General features: G+C 70.8%; 17 protein-coding genes. 8 read left to right on the top strand and 9 right to left on the bottom strand.

Going from position 1 to position 18,843, the window contains the following annotated elements; all coding sequences use genetic code 11:
• Window positions 1-23 precede the first annotated feature (23 nt).
• From AB0K52_RS14755 to AB0K52_RS14745, 3 genes are all read right to left on the bottom strand, one after another.
• Entirely contained in the window at window positions 24-710 is a 687-nt protein-coding gene (locus AB0K52_RS14755) for a response regulator transcription factor (protein WP_208499429.1), read from the bottom strand.
• A 32-nt stretch (window positions 711-742) separates the two neighbouring features.
• Window positions 743-1,969, bottom strand: a complete 1,227-nt coding sequence (locus AB0K52_RS14750) for an ATP-binding protein (RefSeq protein WP_363531533.1) — start codon at window positions 1,967-1,969, stop codon at window positions 743-745.
• Window positions 1,970-2,069: 100 nt separating this feature from the next.
• Entirely contained in the window at window positions 2,070-2,819 is a 750-nt protein-coding gene (locus tag AB0K52_RS14745; protein ID WP_363531530.1) for a phosphoglyceromutase, read from the bottom strand.
• Between the two features lie 321 nt (window positions 2,820-3,140).
• On the opposite strand from AB0K52_RS14745, the gene AB0K52_RS14740 reads away from it, so the two are divergent.
• The gene (locus tag AB0K52_RS14740; protein ID WP_363531527.1) at window positions 3,141-3,560 is read left to right on the top strand and encodes a hypothetical protein; all 420 of its coding nucleotides are present in this window, start codon (window positions 3,141-3,143) and stop codon (window positions 3,558-3,560) included.
• Here the strand turns inward: AB0K52_RS14740 and AB0K52_RS14735 are convergent.
• The 3 genes from AB0K52_RS14735 to mshA form a co-directional block, all read right to left on the bottom strand.
• On the bottom strand, window positions 3,472-4,392 hold the full coding sequence (locus AB0K52_RS14735) for a hypothetical protein (RefSeq protein ID WP_363531524.1): 921 nt from the start codon (window positions 4,390-4,392) through the stop codon (window positions 3,472-3,474). The genes AB0K52_RS14740 and AB0K52_RS14735 overlap by 89 nt on opposite strands.
• Before the next feature lie 153 nt (window positions 4,393-4,545).
• Window positions 4,546-5,022 carry a YbjN domain-containing protein gene (locus AB0K52_RS14730; RefSeq protein WP_363531521.1) on the bottom strand — a complete coding sequence of 159 codons (477 nt, stop codon included), beginning with the start codon at window positions 5,020-5,022 and terminating at the stop codon, window positions 4,546-4,548.
• A complete protein-coding gene (gene mshA / locus AB0K52_RS14725) occupies window positions 5,019-6,254 on the bottom strand; it encodes a D-inositol-3-phosphate glycosyltransferase (RefSeq protein ID WP_363531518.1) in 1,236 nt (411 codons plus the stop codon). Before mshA ends, AB0K52_RS14730 begins: the two co-directional genes overlap by 4 nt.
• A 378-nt stretch (window positions 6,255-6,632) precedes the next feature.
• Here mshA and AB0K52_RS14720 point away from each other — a divergent pair, with 378 nt between their 5' ends.
• From AB0K52_RS14720 to AB0K52_RS14700, 5 genes are all read left to right on the top strand, one after another.
• Window positions 6,633-7,301 carry a TetR/AcrR family transcriptional regulator gene (locus AB0K52_RS14720; protein ID WP_363531516.1) on the top strand — a complete coding sequence of 223 codons (669 nt, stop codon included), beginning with the start codon at window positions 6,633-6,635 and terminating at the stop codon, window positions 7,299-7,301.
• A 106-nt stretch (window positions 7,302-7,407) separates the two neighbouring features.
• Window positions 7,408-9,582: a dTMP kinase gene (gene tmk / locus AB0K52_RS14715; RefSeq protein ID WP_363531513.1), complete on the top strand. Its 2,175-nt coding sequence runs from the start codon at window positions 7,408-7,410 to the stop codon at window positions 9,580-9,582.
• 2 nt (window positions 9,583-9,584) lie between these two features.
• Window positions 9,585-10,727 carry a DNA polymerase III subunit delta' gene (locus tag AB0K52_RS14710; RefSeq protein ID WP_363532095.1) on the top strand — a complete coding sequence of 381 codons (1,143 nt, stop codon included), beginning with the start codon at window positions 9,585-9,587 and terminating at the stop codon, window positions 10,725-10,727.
• A gap of 352 nt (window positions 10,728-11,079) precedes the next feature.
• Entirely contained in the window at window positions 11,080-12,591 is a 1,512-nt protein-coding gene (locus AB0K52_RS14705) for an alkaline phosphatase D family protein (RefSeq protein WP_363531510.1), read from the top strand.
• Window positions 12,592-12,652: 61 nt separating this feature from the next.
• Window positions 12,653-13,213, top strand: coding sequence for a hypothetical protein (locus AB0K52_RS14700; protein WP_363531507.1), 561 nt, complete (start codon window positions 12,653-12,655; stop codon window positions 13,211-13,213).
• Window positions 13,214-13,289: 76 nt separating this feature from the next.
• Here AB0K52_RS14700 and AB0K52_RS14695 read toward each other — a convergent pair whose 3' ends face one another.
• Window positions 13,290-13,874 carry a hypothetical protein gene (locus AB0K52_RS14695; RefSeq protein ID WP_363531504.1) on the bottom strand — a complete coding sequence of 195 codons (585 nt, stop codon included), beginning with the start codon at window positions 13,872-13,874 and terminating at the stop codon, window positions 13,290-13,292.
• Between the two features lie 159 nt (window positions 13,875-14,033).
• Here AB0K52_RS14695 and AB0K52_RS14690 point away from each other — a divergent pair, with 159 nt between their 5' ends.
• Window positions 14,034-14,699 carry a hypothetical protein gene (locus tag AB0K52_RS14690; RefSeq protein WP_363531501.1) on the top strand — a complete coding sequence of 222 codons (666 nt, stop codon included), beginning with the start codon at window positions 14,034-14,036 and terminating at the stop codon, window positions 14,697-14,699.
• A gap of 114 nt (window positions 14,700-14,813) precedes the next feature.
• On the opposite strand, the gene folE is transcribed toward AB0K52_RS14690, so the two are convergent.
• Complete coding sequence (folE, locus tag AB0K52_RS14685) at window positions 14,814-15,455, bottom strand: GTP cyclohydrolase I FolE (protein WP_363531498.1); 642 nt, start codon at window positions 15,453-15,455, stop codon at window positions 14,814-14,816.
• A 117-nt stretch (window positions 15,456-15,572) separates the two neighbouring features.
• The gene (gene ftsH, locus AB0K52_RS14680; protein ID WP_363531495.1) at window positions 15,573-17,552 is read right to left on the bottom strand and encodes an ATP-dependent zinc metalloprotease FtsH; all 1,980 of its coding nucleotides are present in this window, start codon (window positions 17,550-17,552) and stop codon (window positions 15,573-15,575) included.
• A 276-nt stretch (window positions 17,553-17,828) separates the two neighbouring features.
• Here ftsH and hpt point away from each other — a divergent pair, with 276 nt between their 5' ends.
• On the top strand, window positions 17,829-18,464 hold the full coding sequence (gene hpt / locus AB0K52_RS14675; RefSeq protein WP_363531492.1) for a hypoxanthine phosphoribosyltransferase: 636 nt from the start codon (window positions 17,829-17,831) through the stop codon (window positions 18,462-18,464).
• The last annotated feature ends 379 nt before the right edge of the window (window positions 18,465-18,843 follow it).

Here is an 18,843-nt window from a genome sequence, read left to right as displayed (position 1 = left end):
CCCGAAGGTGGCCGTCAGGTGAACTAGGCGTGCGGGTCGAACTTGTAGCCGAGGCCGCGCACGGTCACGAGGTGGCGGGGCTTGCCCGGCTCGGGCTCGATCTTGGAGCGCAGGCGCTTGACGTGGACGTCGAGGGTCTTGGTGTCGCCCACGTAGTTCGCGCCCCAGACGCGGTCGATGAGCTGGCCGCGGGTGAGCACGCGCCCGGCGTTGCGCAGCAGCATCTCGAGCAGCTCGAACTCCTTGAGCGGCAGCTGCACGTCGGCGCTGTTCACGGTGACGGTGTGGCGGTCGACGTCCATGCGCACCGGCCCGGCCTCGAGGACGGTGACGATCGGGTCGTCGGGCTCGGCCGAGCGGCGCAGCACCGCGCGGATGCGGGCCACGAGCTCGCGCGAGGAGTAGGGCTTGGTGATGTAGTCGTCCGCGCCCAGCTCCAGGCCCACCACCTTGTCCACTTCGGAGTCACGGGCGGTGACCATGATGATCGGCACGTTCGAGTGGGCCCGCAGCTCGCGGCACACTTCGGTGCCCGACTTCTCGGGCAGCATCAGGTCGAGCAGGACCACGTCGGCACCGGCGCGCTCGTACTCCTTGATGGCGGCGTCGCCATCGGCGGCCACGGCCACCTCGAAGCCCTCCTTGCGGAGCATGTAGGAGAGGGCATCGGAGAACGATTCCTCGTCTTCAACTACGAGCACGCGGGTCACGAGTGAACCTTTCTAGAAGGCCGGCTTGCTGACTATGTTCCGATTGCATCCGAGTCCGGTGCCGTGGCGTCGGACGGAAGGGAACGAGCAGGCAACATCAAGGTAAACACTGATCCGGCTTCGGGCATACTGGACACTTCGACCCTACCCCCGTGATTGACCGCGACGTGCTTGACGATCGCCAGGCCGAGGCCGGTGCCGCCGGTCGAGCGCGACCGCGCCGCGTCCACCCGGTAGAACCGCTCGAAGATCCGGTCGAGTTCTTCGGCGGGGATGCCGATCCCCTGGTCGCGCACGGCGATGCACACCATCTGGACGCCCGCGAGGTGCCCGGACGGGGAGGCGATCGAGGTCGAGACCTCGACCGACGTGTCCTCGGGTGAATAGGAGATGGCGTTCCCCACGAGGTTCTTCACCGCGGTCACCAGCTGCGACTCGGAGCCGAGCACTTCCGCGCCCCGCACGCCCGAGTACTTGAGCTCGATGCCCTTCTCCTCGGCGGAGATGCGGGTCTGGTCGAACGCCTCGGCCACGATCCGGTCGACCTCGACCGGCTCGGGGTCGGGCAGCTTCTCCGCGCCCTGCAGCCGCGACAGCTCCAGCAGGTCGGTGACCAGGTGGTTCATGCGCTTGGACTCGGACTGGATGCGGGTGGCGAACCGCGCCGACGCGTCCGGGTCCTCGGCCGCGTCCTTGAGCGCCTCGGCGAGGATCTGCATCGCGCCGACCGGGGTCTTGAGCTCGTGGCTGATGTTCGCGACGAAGTCGCGGCGCACGCGCTCGACGCGGTGCAGCTCGGAGATGTCCTGGAACTCGGCCACGGACACGCCGTCGGGCAGCGGCGTGATCCGCACGCTCACCGCGCTCGGCTCGCCCATGACCTGCTTGGGGACCTCGATCTCGGCGTCCCGGTAGCGACCGGAGCGGCGCGCCTGCGCGAGCAGCGCCCGCAGGGTGAGCGAGACGATCTCGTGGTCGTCCACCAGGCCCAGGTCGCGGGCGGCCCGGTTGGTGTAGAGGACGCGGTTGTGGTCGTCGACCAGGCACACGCCGGTGCGCAGCAGGTCGGTCGCGGCCTCCCAGGGACGGGAGTCGGCGACGGGGGCGGTGCGGACTTCGGGGCGGGGGGCGCCGCGGTGCCGGGTGCGCAGGAGCGCGGCGGCGGCGGCGCCGAAAGCGGCGCCCGCGGCCAGACCGGTGAGGACGCGGCCCGCGCTTCTGCGCAGGCCCTCCAGCGGCGGCGTTTCGTTGTGGGCCACGACCCCAGATTAAGACCGAAACGGCCCGGCGTCGAACGCCGGGCCGTAACGGATGTCACCTTCTGTTAACACAGAGTGCGCATTCGGGTCGATATCCCGCCTACTTCTTACCCTGCGCGGCCACCGCGGCGGCCGCTTCGGCGGCGGCCTCGGGGTCGAGGTACTCGCCGCCGGCCTTGAGCGGCTTCAGGTCGTCGCCCAGCTCGTAGCGCAGCGGCATCCCGGTGGGGATGTTGAGCTTGACGACAGCCTCGTCGGTCATGCCGTCGAGGTGCTTGACGAGGGCGCGCAGCGAGTTGCCGTGCGCGGCCACGAGCACGGTCTTCCCGGCCTTGAGGTCGGGCACGATGCCGTCGTACCAGTACGGCAGCATCCGCTCGAGGACGTCCTTGAGGCACTCGGTCGCCGGGAGGATCTCGGGGGCGAGCTCGGTGTAGCGGGCGTCGCCGTCCTGCGCGAACTCGGAGCCGGCCTCGATCGCGGGCGGCGGCACGTCGTACGAGCGGCGCCAGGTCATGAACTGCTCCTCGCCGTACTCGGCGAGCGTCGCGGCCTTGTCCTTGCCCTGCAGCGCGCCGTAGTGGCGCTCGTTCAGGCGCCAGGAGCGCTTGACGGGGATCCAGGAGCGGCCGGCCTCGGCGAGCGCCAGCTCGGAGGTGTTGATGGCGCGGCGCAGCAGCGAGGTGTGCACGACGTCCGGCAGCAGGCCGGCCTCGGCGAGCAGGCGGCCGCCGCGGCGGGCCTCGTCCTCGCCCGACGCCGACAGCTTCACGTCGACCCAGCCGGTGAACAGGTTCTTGGCGTTCCATTCGCTTTCGCCGTGGCGAAGCAGCACGAGAGTAGCGGTCATGCCCCTATCCTGCCGTGCCGTTCCCCGTCCTGCCGCCCGGTCGGCGCACAGGTGTGGCGGGCGTCGCCCTGCACGTCCACGCCTTGGGAAGTGCGGCAAGACGCCGGCGGCGACACCGCCGGCACGACCCCTGCTCCGGCACCACGCGCCCCGCTCGTGACGGTTCATGACGGATAGTCCACGTCGTGGGACGGTGTGCCAATCCGTGATCAGGACCTTGTGGACGGCCGAAGCGGCCGATAGCGTCTGGTCAGCGCGCGGTCACAGGCGCCAACCGAGAGACCGCGCGCCGTGAATCACCCTGCACTGGAAGGAGTCCGAATGACCAGGGGACCTCGGTCCACTCTAGCCTCCGCCGCGCGCCGCCTCGGCGCGGCGGCCGCGCTCGCCGTGCTCGTCGCGGGCGGCACGGTCGCCGTCCCGCAGGCCGCCCACGCCGGCGGCGTCACCTACACGATGAGCTGCGACGACTGGTGGTCGGGCACCTCCACCCTCGTCGGCGACGACTACGGCGAGACCACCCGGTTCCGCTCCCGCGCCACCTCCTGCGGCTCCCACTACGCCTGGGTCAACGTCTACTACGCCAACTCCAGCGGCAGCGGCAGCACCGGCAAACGCCAGTCTTCCAGCCAAGCCCAGGTCGGCGACCCCGTCACCCTCCGCTACTACCGCAACGGCGTCTACAAGTCCTGGCACTCCGGCTGCGGCTCAGGCTGCTACAGCGCCTGGTCCAATGCCTGACCGCGCCCGGGGCCGGGCCGCGCTCGCCGTCCCGGCCCTGCTCGCGGCCGCCCTCCTGACCGCCTGCGCCGAGCCCCCCGAACCGATCGACCGCGCCACCGCCGAAGCCGTCCTCGCCGACAACATGGCCGCCGCAGACCAGGTCCAGGCGGCCCTCGAACGCGTCGCCCGCCTCTGCGTCGAACTCCAGGGCTTCACCGTCCACCCCGTCCCCGACGAGTACGCCGAGCACCCCGGCCTCGACGACCTCCTCGGCTTCTGGGTCTACTCCGCACCCGACCTCACCCTGCCCCCCATGGAGATCTACGGCATCGAAGTCGACGACCCCAGCATCACCCTCGTCGTGGAGGGCGACGGCGGCGAGGACGTGCGCACCGAACCCGACCCCTTCACCGCCCTGCCCCGAGCGGACCAGGACGCCTACTTCGCGGCCTACTTCGGCTCGCCCGGCATGGAGGCCGAGACCGTGCTCCTGACCGACGTCGGCGAGGCCGAGCGCGCCGGAGGCGGCTGCATGCGCGAAGCCGAGGACGCCCTCGCCGACGGCGCCTACCCCGACTACCTCAACCACGCCGGCCTCGCGGGCGCCCGCGGCGGCACCGACTGGGAGGGCGACGACCGCGTCGTCGAGGCCCGCGCCGCCTGGGCCGACTGCATGCGCGAGTCCGGCCGCGACCACGAGGAGCCCGCCCACCTGCGCGGCGCCCTCCAGTCCCGGGCCGCGGACTTCAAGGCCGCCTGGCAGATCGAGGGCTCGATGACCCTCGCCGAGGCCGAGGCGGCGTTCGCGCGGGAGGCGCTGGCGGCGGCGGAGGCCGACGCGGCGTGCCACGCCGCGTCAGGTCTGGAGGAGATGCAGGTCGAGGTGTTCTGGGAGTACCTGATCGCGTACGTGAGCGGCCACGAGGAGGCGTTCTACTCGTTCCACAAGCGCGCCGCCGAGATGCGGGCGCGCGCCCAGGAGATCCTGGCGGACGGGACCCTCTTACTCGGCGGGCCTGAGGTGCTCGAACGCGGCGAGGTTCTTCGTGGACTCGCCGCGGGCGAGCCGCCAGCGCCATTCCTCCTCGATGGAGGAGCGGAAGCCGAGTTCGAGGATGGCGTTGAAGGTCTCGTCGGCGGCCTCGAGGACTTGGCCGAGGACGCGGTCGAGCTCGTCGGGGGTGATCGCGGTGAACGGGAGGCGGCCGACGAGGTGGATGTCCTCCTCCTCGTCGACCGCGAACGCGACGGCGTACAGCTTCCCGTTGCGGCGCAGCAGTTCCGCCCAGACCTGCTCGCGCTGCTCCTCGGGCTTGCGGGCGACGAAGGCTTCGACGCGGAGGGCGTGGTCTTCGACGACGAGCCCGCAGGCGATGTTGAGCTTGCGCCGGCCGGGGAGGTTGACGACGACCGAGCGGGGGGTGTCGGCGCGGTAGTCGGCGCCGATCGCGTCGAGCGCGGCCTGGAGCTGTTCGATCACCGGTCCAGGGTAATCGCCTGGGAGCGGGCGAGGAGGGCGCGGCGGTAGGCGCCGCTGAGGCCTTCGGCGGTGGCCTGCCAGGAGAAGCGGGCGGCGTGGGTGCGGGCGCCGGCGGCGAGGCGTTCGCGCAGGGCGCCGTCGCCGAGGAGGCGGGTGAGGGCGGCGGCCCAGTCGTCGGCGGCGTGGGAGTCGACGAGGAGCCCGGAGGTCCCGTCGTCGACGGCGGTGGTGAGGCCGCCGACTTTCGCGGCGATGACCGGGGTCCCGGCGGCCTGAGCTTCGAGGGCGACGAGCCCGAAGGACTCGTTGTAGGAGGGGACGGCGACGGCGTCGGCGGCCCGGTAGACCTGGGCGAGCGCTTCGCCGGAGCGGGGGGTGCGCCATTGGACGCGGTCGCCGAGGCCGAGTTCGCCGGCGAGTTTGGGCAGCCAGTACAGGTCGGTGTTGGAGGGGCCGCCGACGAAGACGGGCACGATGCGTTCGGCGAGTTCGGGGTTCGTCTCGCGGAGGCGGGCGAGGCCACGCAGGAGCACGTCGGGGGCTTTGGCGGGCTGGATGCGGCCGACGAAGGCGACGACGAGGGCGTTGTGGGGGAGGCCGAGGGCCTGCCGGGCGGCGTAACGGTCGCCGGGGCGGAACACGCCGAGGTCGACGCCGGGGTGGATGACTTCGACCCGGGCGCGGTCGGCGCCGTAGTACCGCTGGAGTTCGGCGGCTTCGGCGGCGGTGTTGGCGATGAGGAGGTCGGCTTCGGTGGTGATCTGCTCCTCGCCGACGACGCGGCCGATCGGCTCGGGCGAGTCGCCGGCGGCGAGCTGCGCGTTCTTGACCTTCGCGAGGGTGTGGAAGGTCTGGACGAGGGGGACGCCCCAGCGGTCGGCGGCGACCCAGGCGGCCTGGCCGGAGAGCCAGTAGTGGGCGTGGATGAGGTCGTAGTGGCCGGGCCGGTTGCGGGCCTCGGCGCGCAGGAGCCCGCCGGTGAAGGCGCACAGCTGGGTCGGGAGGTCGTTCTTGGAGAGGCCTTCGAAGGGCCCGGCGGGGAGGTGGTGGACGAGGACGCCGGGGGCGGCTTCGACGGTGGGGGGCTCTTCGGAGCTGGTGGCGCGGGTGAAGACCTCGACTTCGACGCCGGCGCGGGCGAGTTCGCGGGCGGTGTTGAGGACGTAGACGTTCATGCCGCCGGCGTCGCCCGTGCCCGGTTGGGCGAGGGGGGAGGTGTGGACGGAGACCATCGCTACGCGTCTGACGTGGAGCTTTCGGCATCGTGCCCTGAAGGCCGGCGTGCGCCGCTGCTGCATGTGGTGGTCCTCTCCCGCGGGGGCTCGGCGAAGCCTGCAGCCCGTGGTCGCCGCTGCTCGTCCCCTGAAGCAACGCGCAAAACCCTCGCAATACTTCCGTGTCCGGGTGTTCACGCACAACCGCCGCAACCGCGGAAGTGACGAACTCCGCATTTCGTCAAGCCGTTTCGCGACATGACGCTCCGGGCCGCGCCGTCGCATCGCCGGGGGTGAAGTTGGAAATTCCCTCGCGACACGACCGGGAATGAGCCTCAAATCCGGGCAAGTCGTCCATGATGGGGAGACTTGTCATCACAGGGGGGAGACAACACCATGAGCACTGCAACCGTGCCGGCCGCGAGGCAGCCCACGATGTCGCCGGTGTCCAAGTTCGGTGCGACGCACTCGCTGCGCCGCCTGCCGGTCCAGGAGCGTTCCGCCGCGCGCGTGCGCCGCATGCTCGACGCCGCCGCGGATCTGATCGAAGAGGTCGGCTACGACCGGCTCTCGACCACCGCCATCGCGCAGCGCGCCGATGTCGCCATCGGGTCGGTCTACCAGTTCTTCGGGGACAAGCGCTCGCTCGCCGAAGCGCTGAGCCAGCGCTACATCGACCTGTACTTCGAGCGCCTCGCCGCCCGTTTCGACGCCGAGCCGCCCGCCGACTGGCGCGCCGGGGTCGAGGCCGCCATCGACGAGTACGTCCAGATGTACCGGACCGCGCCGGGCTTCCGCGTCCTCCACCTGGCCGACGCCATCGACCCGGGCCGCGCCGACGCCGTCACCACCGGCGGCGACGTCATCGCCGACCAGATCCTCGCCGGGCTCGCCCAGCGCTTCGGCATCGGCGGCGACGACGAGCTCAACAAGACCGTCACCGTCGCCGTCGAGACCGGGCAGGCCCTGGTCCGCCTCGCGTTCCGCCGCGACCCGGAGGGCTGCGCCGCGTCGATCGCCGAGGCCGGCGACGTCGTCTGCGACTATCTCGCGCGCCGCCTCTGAGGGTTGGTCCCAGGCCACTCAAACGACCGCGCCGGGGCATGCGACCGCACTGGGCCGACTAGTCTCGTAGTCGACCCGGTGCGGTCTCTGACTTTCGAGGAGCAGCATGGCGAACACCCTTGGCGACATCCAGACGGTGCTGCGGATCCGCCCGTTCAGGCGCCTGTGGACCGTCCTGGGACTCGCGTCCTTCGGCGACTGGCTGGCCATCTTCGCCACCGCCGGGTTCGCGCAGTCCCTGTTCGACGACCCCGCCGCCAAGGGCGCCGCCTTCTCGGCCACGATCGTCCTGCGCCTCCTGCCGTCCCTCGTCCTCGGCCCGGTCGCGGGCGTCTTCGCCGACCGCTTCGACCGCCGCAAGACCATGGCCGCCTGCGACACCGCCCGCTTCGTCCTCATCGCCTCGGTCCCGACGGTCTACCTCATCACCAACAACACCGCGGTCACCGTCGCCTGGCTCGCCATCGCCCAGCTCTGCATCGAGGGCGCCGTCCTCATCTGGTCGCCCGCGAAGGAGGCGGCGGTCCCGAACCTCCTGCCGCCCGAGAAGTACGAGGCCGCGAACCAGCTCAGCCTCGCCACCACGTACGGCATCGCCCCGCCGCTCGCGTTCGCCGTCCTCGCGGTCCTCGAGCGCGGCTCCGCGGTCTGGTCGAACCTCGGCGCGTGGGCCGAGCCGATGGTCATCGCGCTCTACCTCACCGCCGCGATGTTCGCGATCCTCGCGGTCACCGTCTACTTCTTCATCCCGCAGATCTCGGGCCGCATCGGCGAGGTCGCCGCCAAGACCTCGAGCGTCTGGCACGACTTCGTCGAAGGCTGGTCCTACCTGCGCACGTCCGAGCGGGTGCGCGGCCTGATCGTCGGGATGCTCGGCGCGTTCAGCGGCGCGGGCATCCTCATCGGCGTCGGCACGGTCTACGCCACCACGCTCGACGCGGGCGAAGCCGCGTTCTACACCCTCGCGGTCTTCCTCTTCCTCGGCCTCGGGGGCGGGATCGCCTTCGGTCCCAAGCTCGTCGGCGAGCTCTCCCGCCTGCGCTGGTTCGGCATGAGCATCGTCCTGGCCGGCGCCGGTCTCGCCCTCGACGCGGTCGCCCCCCACATCGTGTTCTCCTTGTTCGGCTCCCTCATCATCGGCCTGGGCGCGGGCATGGCCTTCCTCGCCGGGATCACCCTCCTGCAGCGCGAGACCGAGGACGAGATCCGCGGCCGCATGTTCGCGTTCATCGCCGTCTCCGCGCGCGTCATCCTCATGGTCTCGATGACGGTCGCCGCGCCGCTCGCGGGCTGGCAGGCCGCCCGCAGCCTCGACCTCGGCTTCACCGAGGTCTCGCTCTCGATGAGCCGCATCCTGCTCTTCCTCGCCGCGGCCCTCGTGGTCTGGCTCGGCGTCACCGCCTTCCGCTCCATGGACGACAAGCCCGGCGTCCCGGTCTTCGCCGACCTCTGGTCCTCCCTGCGCGGCCGCCCCCTCTCCGCGGTCGACCCGGTCGCCGGCACCGGCTTCTTCGTGGTCTTCGAAGGCGGCGAAGGCGCCGGCAAGTCCACCCAGTCCGTGAAGCTCGCCGCCTGGCTCAAGCTCCGCGGCTACGAGGCCGTCCTCACCCGCGAGCCCGGCGCCACCGACATCGGCATGCGCATCCGCAGCCTCGTCCTGGACTCCGGCGGCGACGCCGCGCCCGCCCCCCGCGCCGAGGCGCTCCTGTACGCCGCCGACCGCGCCCAGCACGTCGACAAGGTCATCCGGCCCGCGCTCGAACGCGGCGCCGTCGTCGTCTCCGACCGCTACATCGACTCCTCGATCGCCTACCAGGGCTCCGGCCGGGCCCTCGGCAAGGACGAGATCGCCTGGGTCTCCGCGTGGGCCACCGGCGGCCTCAAGCCCGACCTCACCGTCCTCCTCGACGTCGACCCGGCCGACGGCCTCCACCGCGCCAAGGCCGGCGGCACCGGCGACCGCCTCGAGCAGGAGGCGCTCGACTTCCACCAGAAGGTCCGCGAGACCTTCCTCCAGCTCGCCGCCGCCGAACCCGCCCGCTACCTCGTGATCGAACCCGGCGGCACCCCCGACGACATCGCCGCCCGCGTCCGCGACGCCGTTGCCGCCCGCCTCGACATCCGCACCGACACCGCCCGCACCGAGTCGGGCTGGCCAGGCCTCGACGGCACCCGCACCGACAGCGCCGCCCGCGGCACCGCCGCCGACACCCCCGCGGCCCCCGAGTCCACCAAGGACTACGGCTGGGACACCCTCACCGAGGAGGCCGGCCGCCCGTGAGCGTGTTCGACGAGCTCGTAGGCCAGGACGAGGCGCAGCGGGTCCTCGCCGAGGCCGCCCGCGGCCTCGGCATGACCCACGCCTGGCTCTTCACCGGCCCGCCCGGCTCCGGCCGCTCCACCGCCGCGGTCGCCTTCGCCGCCGCCCTCCAATGCCCCGACGGCGGCTGCGGCGACTGCCACACCTGCCGCACCGTCCTCGGCGGCACGCACGCCGACGTCACCCGCGTCATCCCCGAAGGCCTCACCCTCGGCGTCGACCAGGTCCGCCGCCTCATCCTCGAAGCGAGCCGCGCGCCCACCTCGGGGCGGTGGCAGATCCTCATCATCGAGGACGCCGACCGCCTCACCGAGGCGGCCGCGAACGCGCTGCTGAAGGCGGTCGAGGAGCCGCCGGAGCGGACGGTGTTCCTGCTGTGCGCGCCGTCGACGAACCCGGCGGAGATCTCGGTGACCATCCGCTCCCGCTGCCGCGTGCTGGGCCTGCGCCAGCCGCCGGCCGGCGCTATCGCCGACCTGCTCGTCGCCCGCGACGGTCTGGACCGGCGCGAGGCCGAACTGTACGCGGCCGCGGCGCAAGGGCATGTGGGCCGGGCGCGGCGGCTGGCGACGGACGCGGAGGCGCGCGCGAAACGCCATGACGTGCTGCAGATCCCGCGCCGCCTCACGGGCCTGGGCGCGTGCTTCACGGCCGCGGTCGAGCTGATCGAGGCCGCGGAAGCCGAAGCGTCGGGCGTGTACACCGACCGGTCGGCGGCCGAGAAGGAAGCGCTCGAGACCGCACTCGGCAAGGGCGGCACCGGGAAGGGCGCGTCGAAGGCCGCGCGCGGCTCGGCGGCGGCCTTGAAGGAGCTGGAGAAGCGCCAGAAGACGCGCGACACGCGCGCCCAGCGCGACTCCCTGGACCGGGCGCTCGTGGATCTCGCGGCGTTCTACCGCGACGCCCTCGCGGCCGGTTTCGGCGCCCGCGTCGACCCGATCCACATCGACATGGCCGACACGACCCGGGCGGCCGCCGCGAAGCTCAGCGCCGAGTCCCTGCTCCGCCGCATCGACGCGATCCTCGAGTGCCGCAAGGCGATCGAAGCGAACGTCCGCCCCCGCATCGCGGTCGAGGCGATGATGACCCGCCTCTGGCAGAGCTAGCGCCCCGTACTCCGGCGAGCCCCGCCGCGGCGCAATGCCGCTGCCGCGCAACGTGATGGAGACGCCCTTTCGCGAGCGGTGACGCCCCGGGCCGTTCCGGCGCCGCCGCGAGGACTGATACGGTTCGAATCATCCGTTCGGATACCGATACCCGACCGTTCGGACGATGCGCGCCGGACCGCGGTGCCGCGTCTTGATGGAGTCGACCCCTATGCGCCCCAAGCGATAGCGAGCCGAACGGTTACCCCGCGGCAGGTGAGCGGCAGGGACCGGTCGAGCGGACGGGTCGGCGCATTGACAGCAGGCGAGCGCTGCGTGCCGCTGCAGCGGGCGCGCAGTCGAAATGGAGATGATGGTGCAGATGAACCGACGTCGGCTGCTGGCCGCCGGAGCCGGGGGCGCGGTCGCGCTCGGACTGCCGGGGATCTCGTTCGCGGCCTCGCGGCCGCAACTGACCCACGGCGTCCAATCAGGGGACGTGAGCGACCGCGGCGCCGTCGTATGGACGCGGGCCGACCGGGCCTCGCAGATGCGCGTCGAGATCGCGACGCGCCCGGACTTCAAGCGGGCCAGGACGATCACCGGACCGGCGCTGACCGAGGCCACCGACTTCACCGGGAAGCTCCGACTCCAGGGCCTCGCGCCCGGGACCACGTACCACTACCGGATCAGCGCCCTCGCCGACCACTGCTCGGCGCCGCTCAAGGGCTCCTTCACCACCGCGTCGGACGCTCCGGCCGACATCCGCTTCCAATGGTCGGGCGACCTCGCCGGGCAGGGCTGGGGCATCAACCCCGACCTCGGCGGCTACCGGATCTTCGACACCATGGCCGCCTCCGACCCGGACTTCTTCCTCTGCTCGGGCGACTTCATCTACGCCGACAACCCCGTCGCCGCCGAGGTCGTCCAGCCCGACGGGACCGTCTGGCGCAACGTCACCACCGAAGGCAAGTCCAAAGTGGCCGAAACCCTGCCGGAGTTCCGGGCCCAGTTCCAGTACAACCTCATCGACGACAACCTCCGCGACTACCTCGCGAAGGTGCCGATGGTGAACCAGTGGGACGACCACGAAGTGGTCAACAACTGGTACCCCGGCGAGATCCTCGACCTCCCCCAGTACACCGAGAAGAACGTCGACGTCCTCGCCGCGCGGGCCCGCCAGGCGTTCGCCGAGTACACGCCCGGCGCCGTCGGGCTACCCGGCAGCGACCGGATCTACCGCAAGATCGCCTACGGTCCCCTCATGGACCTGTTCGTGCTCGACATGCGCACCTACAAGGACGCCAACGGCCCCAACAACGCCCCCGAAGGCGGCCGCCTCCTCGGCGACGAGCAGCGCGCCTGGCTCAAGGCCGAGCTCTCGGCCTCGACCGCGACATGGAAGATCATCGCCGCCGACCTGCCGATCGGCCTGATCATCGGCGACGGCACCAACATCTACGAAGGCATCGCGCAGCGCGACAACGGCGCGCCCCTGGGCCGCGAGTTCGACATCGCCGACGTGCTCGCCCACTGCCGCCGCGACGGCGTGCGGAACCTGGTCTTCCTGACCGCGGACGTCCACTACACCGCCGCCCACCACTACAGCCCCGACCGGGCCGCGTTCCAGGACTTCGACCCGTTCTGGGAGTTCGTCTCCGGGCCGCTCAACGCCGGCTCCTTCGGCCCCGGCCGCCTCGACGCCACCTTCGGCCCCCAAGTGGTCTTCCAGAAGCCGCCGCCGGCCGCGAACACGAACCCCGCCGTCGGCTACCAGTTCTTCGGCGAGGTCTACATCGACGCCGAGACCGAGGTCTGCGAAGTGACCCTCAAGGACCTCGACGGCAACGACCTGTTCACCCAGGCCATCGAACCGGCGGCCTAGCCCGGCCCGAAACGCCGCGCGCACTTCGCCGGCCCGAACGCAAACGGAAGGTCAGACACCAATGGCGGCAATCGAAGCCGGAGACGAACGCGCGGGCGACCGCCTGGAGACCGCCGCGCGCTGGCTCCGCGGTCTGATGGCCCTCGCCCTCGCCAACCTCGTCGCCAACAGCGCGTACTTCCTGGTCGCGCTGTACCGGGACATCGAGGTCTTCCCCGACAACGAGGGCGGGCTCGCCGTCTTCTCCTGGTACGACTACTCGCTGTTCGTCGTGCCGCCGGCGCTGGCTGTCGCGGCGCACTGGCTGCTGCTCCGCGCGGGTTCGAAGCGGCTGGCGGGGCTGCGGGACGGCGACGACCGCGCGCGGCGGGCAGTGCACCGGCTCGCGTACGTCAGCGCCGCCGGCCTGGTCCTGTACGCCTGGGCGACCGTCCAGTACCTCGACATCGGGAACCACGCGGACGGCGTTCCCGTGCTCCATCCGGACCTGGCGATGCCGCAGCTGGCCTCGGGCGGCGTCAACGTGCTCGGCTGGACCGGGCTGCTCTCGCTCCTCGCGATCGTCGTCCTGTTCACGGGGGCGCTCGCGGTCGCCGTCCTGACCCGCCGCGGCCGCGGCTAGGACCGTCCGGTGCGGCGCGCGGCCCCGGGGCCGCGCGCCGCTGCTTTCTGCCGGCGCACGGTTCCGCCCGGTCGGTTCACTGCGTCCACAGGTGCTGGATGAACGCGTCGCGCGCTTTGGGGAGCGTGCCGGTGCGCTGCCAGCGGTACCAGGCGCGCTCTTCGACCACACGCACGCAGAAGTCGCCGTCGATCTCGAATGCCTCTGAGACGCAGCGGAAGTCGTCTCTGAATTCCCGGCCGGTCCAGTACCAGACCCGCCGTCCGATGAGGCCGGGGACGTCCGATGCCGGGTAGGGGCGGCGGATCGGGGGCGCGTCGGGGTCGCAGAGGCGTTCGATGAGGTAGCCCGGGCGCGGCGATCCGGTGCCCGGTTCGGGCTGCTGCACCCACACGTCCTCGGCGGGGACGAGGCTCGCGTACGCGTCGCCGTCGCCGTCGACCGCCCGGTAGTAGTCGGCCTCGGATATCAAGGGCACCAGCAGCATCCCGTCCCTCGTCAGGGGGTCGTCGGCCCGCAGGTCGAACTGCCACCCGCAGCCGGCGCCGCCCGCGATCACCCGCGAGGAGTGGAGGTCGAACGCCCGCGTCGCGGGTACCGGCACCAGGGCCGGAGGGGGCTCGGGAACGGCGAAGGCACTGCTGGATGCGTTGTCGGGCATGCCCAAAGGGATCTCCAGACCTGGTGTGACGAGCGGGTGCCAGGGTGACCGGAAGAAAGCATAGGGGGTTGGCACACTCTGGGGATTCACGCCCCTCAGGGCAGCCGTAAAGTTCTTCTCACAAGCACGGAACACTTCTCAACTAAGGATGGAAGAGCTATGAGCGAGTACGACGAGACCGCGGTCGAAGAAGACGTCGCCGCCGAGGACTACACCGCCGAGGAGGAGACCTACACCGAGGACACCACCGCCTACGACGACACGTACGCGGAGGAGGAGACCTACGACGGCAGCTCGGTCTCCACGGTCACCGAGACCTTCGACGTCGACGGCGACGGCTACGCCGACGAGACGATCTCCTCCGACGGCGTCACCCTGATCGACTCCGACGGCGACGGCGACGCCGAGGGCATGGCCGTCGACTACGACGGCGACGGCATCTCGGACGAGCTGTCGGTCGACGCCGACGGCGACGGCACCATCGAGTCCTTCGCCTCGGACACCGACGGCGACGGCCTCATCGACACCTACGAGTCGGACACCGACGGCGACGGCTTCACCGACCAGGTCTCGGTCGACACGAACGCCGACGGCTACGTCGACTCGGTCGCCACCGACTCGAACGGCGACGGCTTCGCCGACACCGTGGCCACCGACTACAACGCCGACGGCCTGGTGGACGAGATCTCCGTCGACTCGAACGCGGACGGCACCGCCGACACCGTGCTCAGCGACACCGACGAGGACGGCTTCCTCGACACCGCCTACACCGAGGCCGTGCCGGAGGGCGACTCCTTCCAGTCGCAGACCGGTCAGGTCATCTAACAACCGAGCGTTCCGATGCCTGGACACCCCTAGGCTCGCTCGCCCTCATAGCGAAGGCCGGATGCACCGCATCCGGCCTCTTCGCGTTCCCGGGGCGGACAGGGCGCCGCTCGGTCAGCTGGTGGTGCCGCGCAGGAGCGCCATCGCCTCGGCGCGGGTGCGCGCGTCGGACTGCATGATCCCGCGCACCGCGGACGTGATGGTCTTGGCGCCCTGCTTCCTGATGCCGCGCATGGACATGCAGGTGTGCTCGCATTCGACGACGACGATGACGCCGCTCGCTTCGAGCGAGGCGTACAGCTGGTCGGCTATCTGGCTCGTGAACCGCTCCTGCACCTGGGGGCGTTTCGCGTACACCTCGACGAGGCGGGCGAGTTTGGAGAGGCCGACGATCTTCCCGGCGGGGCCGGGGATGTAGCCGACGTGGGCGACGCCGGTGAACGGCAGCAGGTGGTGCTCGCAGAAGGACTGCACGTCGATCTCGCGCACGAGGATGAACTCGTCGTGGTTCTCGTCGAAGGAGGTCTTGAGCACTTCGGCGGGGTCGACGCGGAGGCCGGCGAAGAGTTCGGCGTACGCGCGGGCGACGCGGCGCGGGGTCTCCTGGAGGCCCTGGCGGTCGGGGTCCTCGCCGATCGCCGTGAGGATCTCCCGGACGGCGGCTTCGATCCGCTCGAGGTCAACCGCGTCTTCGACGGGGCTGCCGTTGATGCGGCCGTCGATGAGGCGCGCGGCCAGGTTGTCGAGTTCAGCCATCGCACAAGCTTACGACGTATCACTGACAACACCAGTGGCCTCGGCCATCAGGTGGACGCGCAGCGGCCCCTCCACCTGCAGGTGGAGGGGCCGCTGCGTGAATGTCGTCACTGCCGGTCAGGGCTGCGGGGTCTGGCCTTCGGTGGAGGGCCCGACCTCGATGCCCTCTTCGGGGCCTTCGGCGGGCTTGGAGCCGTTCGGGGTGGAGACGGGCGGTTCGCCGAGCTTGCGTTTGGCGGTGCCGTTGAACGGGGACATGGGCGGGCGCTTGACCACGCGGGTCGCGATCCGCTCGAGGTCCTCGGTGTTCAGCGTCTCCTTCTCGAGGAGCTCGGTGACCATCTGGTCGAGGACGTCGCGGTATTCGGTGACGATCGCGTACGCCTCGTCGTGGGCGATCTCGATGAGGGCCCTGACCTCGGCGTCGATGTCGGCGGCGACGTCGTCGGAGTAGTCCTTCTGGTGCCCGTACTCGCGGCCGAGGAACGGCTCGGAGCCGCCGGAGCCGTACTTGACGGCGCCGAGCTTGGCGGACATGCCGTACTCGGTGACCATCGCGCGGGCGACCTTGGTGGCCTTCTCGATGTCGTTGGAAGCGCCGGTGGTCGGGTCGTGGTAGACCAGCTCTTCGGCGGCGCGGCCGCCGAGCGCGTACGCGAGCGTGTCGATCATCTCTGAGCGCGTTTGCGTGTACTTGTCCTCGGTGGGCAGCACGAGCGTGTGGCCGAGGGAGCGGCCGCGCGGGAGGATCGTGAGCTTGTGGACGGGCGCGGCGTGCGGGAGCGCGTGGGCGACGAGCGCGTGCCCGGCCTCGTGGTAGGCGGTCATCTTCTTCTCGGCGTCGCCCATGACGCGGCCCTTGCGCTCGGGTCCGGCGATGACGCGGTCGATGGCCTCTTCGAGGGACGCGGCCGAGATCGCCTTCTCGTTGTGGCGGGCGGTCAGGAGCGCGGCCTCGTTGATGACGTTCTCGAGGTCGGCGCCGGAGAAGCCCGGCGTGCGGCGCGCGATGGTCTCGAACTCGACGTTCGGGACGAACGGCTTGCCCTTGGCGTGGACGGCCAGGATCGCCTGGCGCCCTTCCTTGTCGGGGGCGTCGACGGGGATCTGGCGGTCGAAGCGGCCGGGGCGCAGCAGGGCCGGGTCGAGGATGTCGGGGCGGTTGGTGGCGGCGATGAGGATGACGCCGCCGCGCGTGTCGAAGCCGTCCATCTCGACGAGGAGCTGGTTGAGGGTCTGCTCGCGCTCGTCGTGGCCGCCGCCCATGCCGGCGCCGCGGTGGCGGCCGACGGCGTCGATCTCGTCGACGAACACGATCGCGGGGGCGTTCTCCTTGGCCTGGGTGAACAGGTCGCGGACGCGGCTGGCGCCGACGCCGACGAACATCTCGACGAAGTCGGAGCCGGAGATGGAGTAGAAGGGGACCCCGGCCTCGCCGGCGACGGCGCGCGCGAGGAGGGTCTTGCCGGTGCCGGGAGGGCCGAACAGGAGGACGCCCTTGGGGATCTTGGCGCCGAGCTCCTGGTACTTCTTCGGGTCCTCGAGGAAGTCCTTGATCTCGCGGAGCTCCTCGACGGCCTCGTCCGCGCCGGCCACGTCGTCGAACGTGGTCTTCGGGGTGTCCTTGGACACCATCTTGGCCTTGGACTTGCCGAAGTTGAGGACCCGCGAGCCGCCGCCCTGCATCTGCGACATGAAGAACAGCAGCAGGAGGACGATGAGCACGATCGGGAGGAGGCTCAGCAGGAACGACACGAACACGGAGGTCTCGTTGACCTCGGTGTCGAACTTGACGCCCGCGTCCTCGAGCTCGGTGGCGACGGTCTCCATCATCCCGGCCGGGAGGTAGGCCTCGACCTGGCTGCCGTCGCTCTTGGTGAGCTGGACCAGCTGCTCCTTGTCGAGGAGGTTGGCCTCCTTGACGTTCCCGTCGTTGATGTCCTTGAGGACTTCGGAGGTCGTGGCCTCCTCGTAGTCGGAGCCGCCGGACCAGAAACTGCCGATCAGGACCGCGATGAGGGCGATGAGCACGATCCAGACGAGCGGCCTGCGGAAGAACCGCTTCCGCTCAGGTGTGGGTCTCCCGGCGTCGACCACTCGTTTCCTCCTGCGTAATTCGCGTTCTCGAGAGCGATGCTGTCTCGTTCGCGGCTCGCTTCACCGCGGCCCCACAGGGTTTCCTGGGCTGCAGGGCTGGACAACTCGAACGTACACGGTGCGGAGGTCCGACGTCCCGCAGCGTCAGCACCCCTGGCCCTTCGCGACGGATACCGCCTTACCCCGCCCGCTGATAGACCGTAATTAGTACCACGGGCGGGTTGAGTTCGCCCACCCAAGCCAGCGCCGCGGACGATCGGGTGGCACCCTTGTTACATGACGTCGGAGCTAGCCAGCCCAGCATCCGTCCCGTCCGCTGCAGCGCGGGACGCGGTGTTCGATCCTGATTCGTGGTACGCCGAGGAGATCGAGCGCACCATCATCACCGAAGACGAGATCCGAGCGAAGGTCGCCGAACTCGGCGCCCGCGTCTCGGCCGACTACGCCGACGGCGTGCTCGAGGACGGCGACGAGCTGCTGCTCGTGGGCGTGTTCAAGGGGGCGGTCATGTTCATGGCCGACTTCGCGAGGTCGCTGAGCGTGCCGGTGAAGATGGAGTTCATGGCGCTGTCCTCGTACGGGAGCTCGACGACCTCGTCGGGGACCGTGCGCATCCTCAAGGACATCGACTCCGATGTGACCGGCAGGCACATCCTGGTGGTCGAGGACATCATCGACTCGGGGCTCACCTTGGACTGGCTGCTGAAGTACCTGGAGGGCCTGCAGCCCGCCTCGGTCTCGGTGGTCTCGATGCTCCGCAAGCCGGGGGTCCAGCGGGTCGACATCCCCGTCAGGTACCTGGGCTTCGACATCCCGAACGAGTTCGTCGTCGGCTACGGCCTCGACTACGCCGAGCGCTACCGCGAGCTTCCCTTCATCGGCGTCCTCAACCCGGCGGTCTACCAGAAGTAGCCACGAGGACGCGCCCCAGCGCCCTCCCACTCCCGTCCCCGACGGCCCGCGCCCGGCGCGGGCCGTCCTTATTTATTTCGCTACAAGCAGAACCCCGCCGCCCGGGCCCCCGAATCGTCAGACCCGGATGTCAGGGTTTCGTCCGGGGGCGCCGAGAACGTGGGCGCCTGAGGCTCCGTGGTGCCCGCCGTCCAGCCCGAACGCGAGTGCCCCGCGCGGCCTGTTCGAAGCCGCGGTTGTCGCACCCGGATGTCAGGGTTTTGCCCGGGGGCGCCGAGAACGCGGGCGCCTGAGGCTCCGTGGTGCCCGCCGTCCAGCCCGAACGCGAGTGCCCCGCGCGGCCTGTTCGAAGCCGCGGTTGTCGCACCCGGATGTCAGT

Source organism: Glycomyces sp. NPDC049804 (genome assembly GCF_040674615.1).
GTDB classification, from domain to species: domain Bacteria; phylum Actinomycetota; class Actinomycetes; order Mycobacteriales; family Micromonosporaceae; genus Glycomyces; species Glycomyces niveus.
This window is presented reverse-complemented; position numbering and strand designations above follow the sequence as displayed.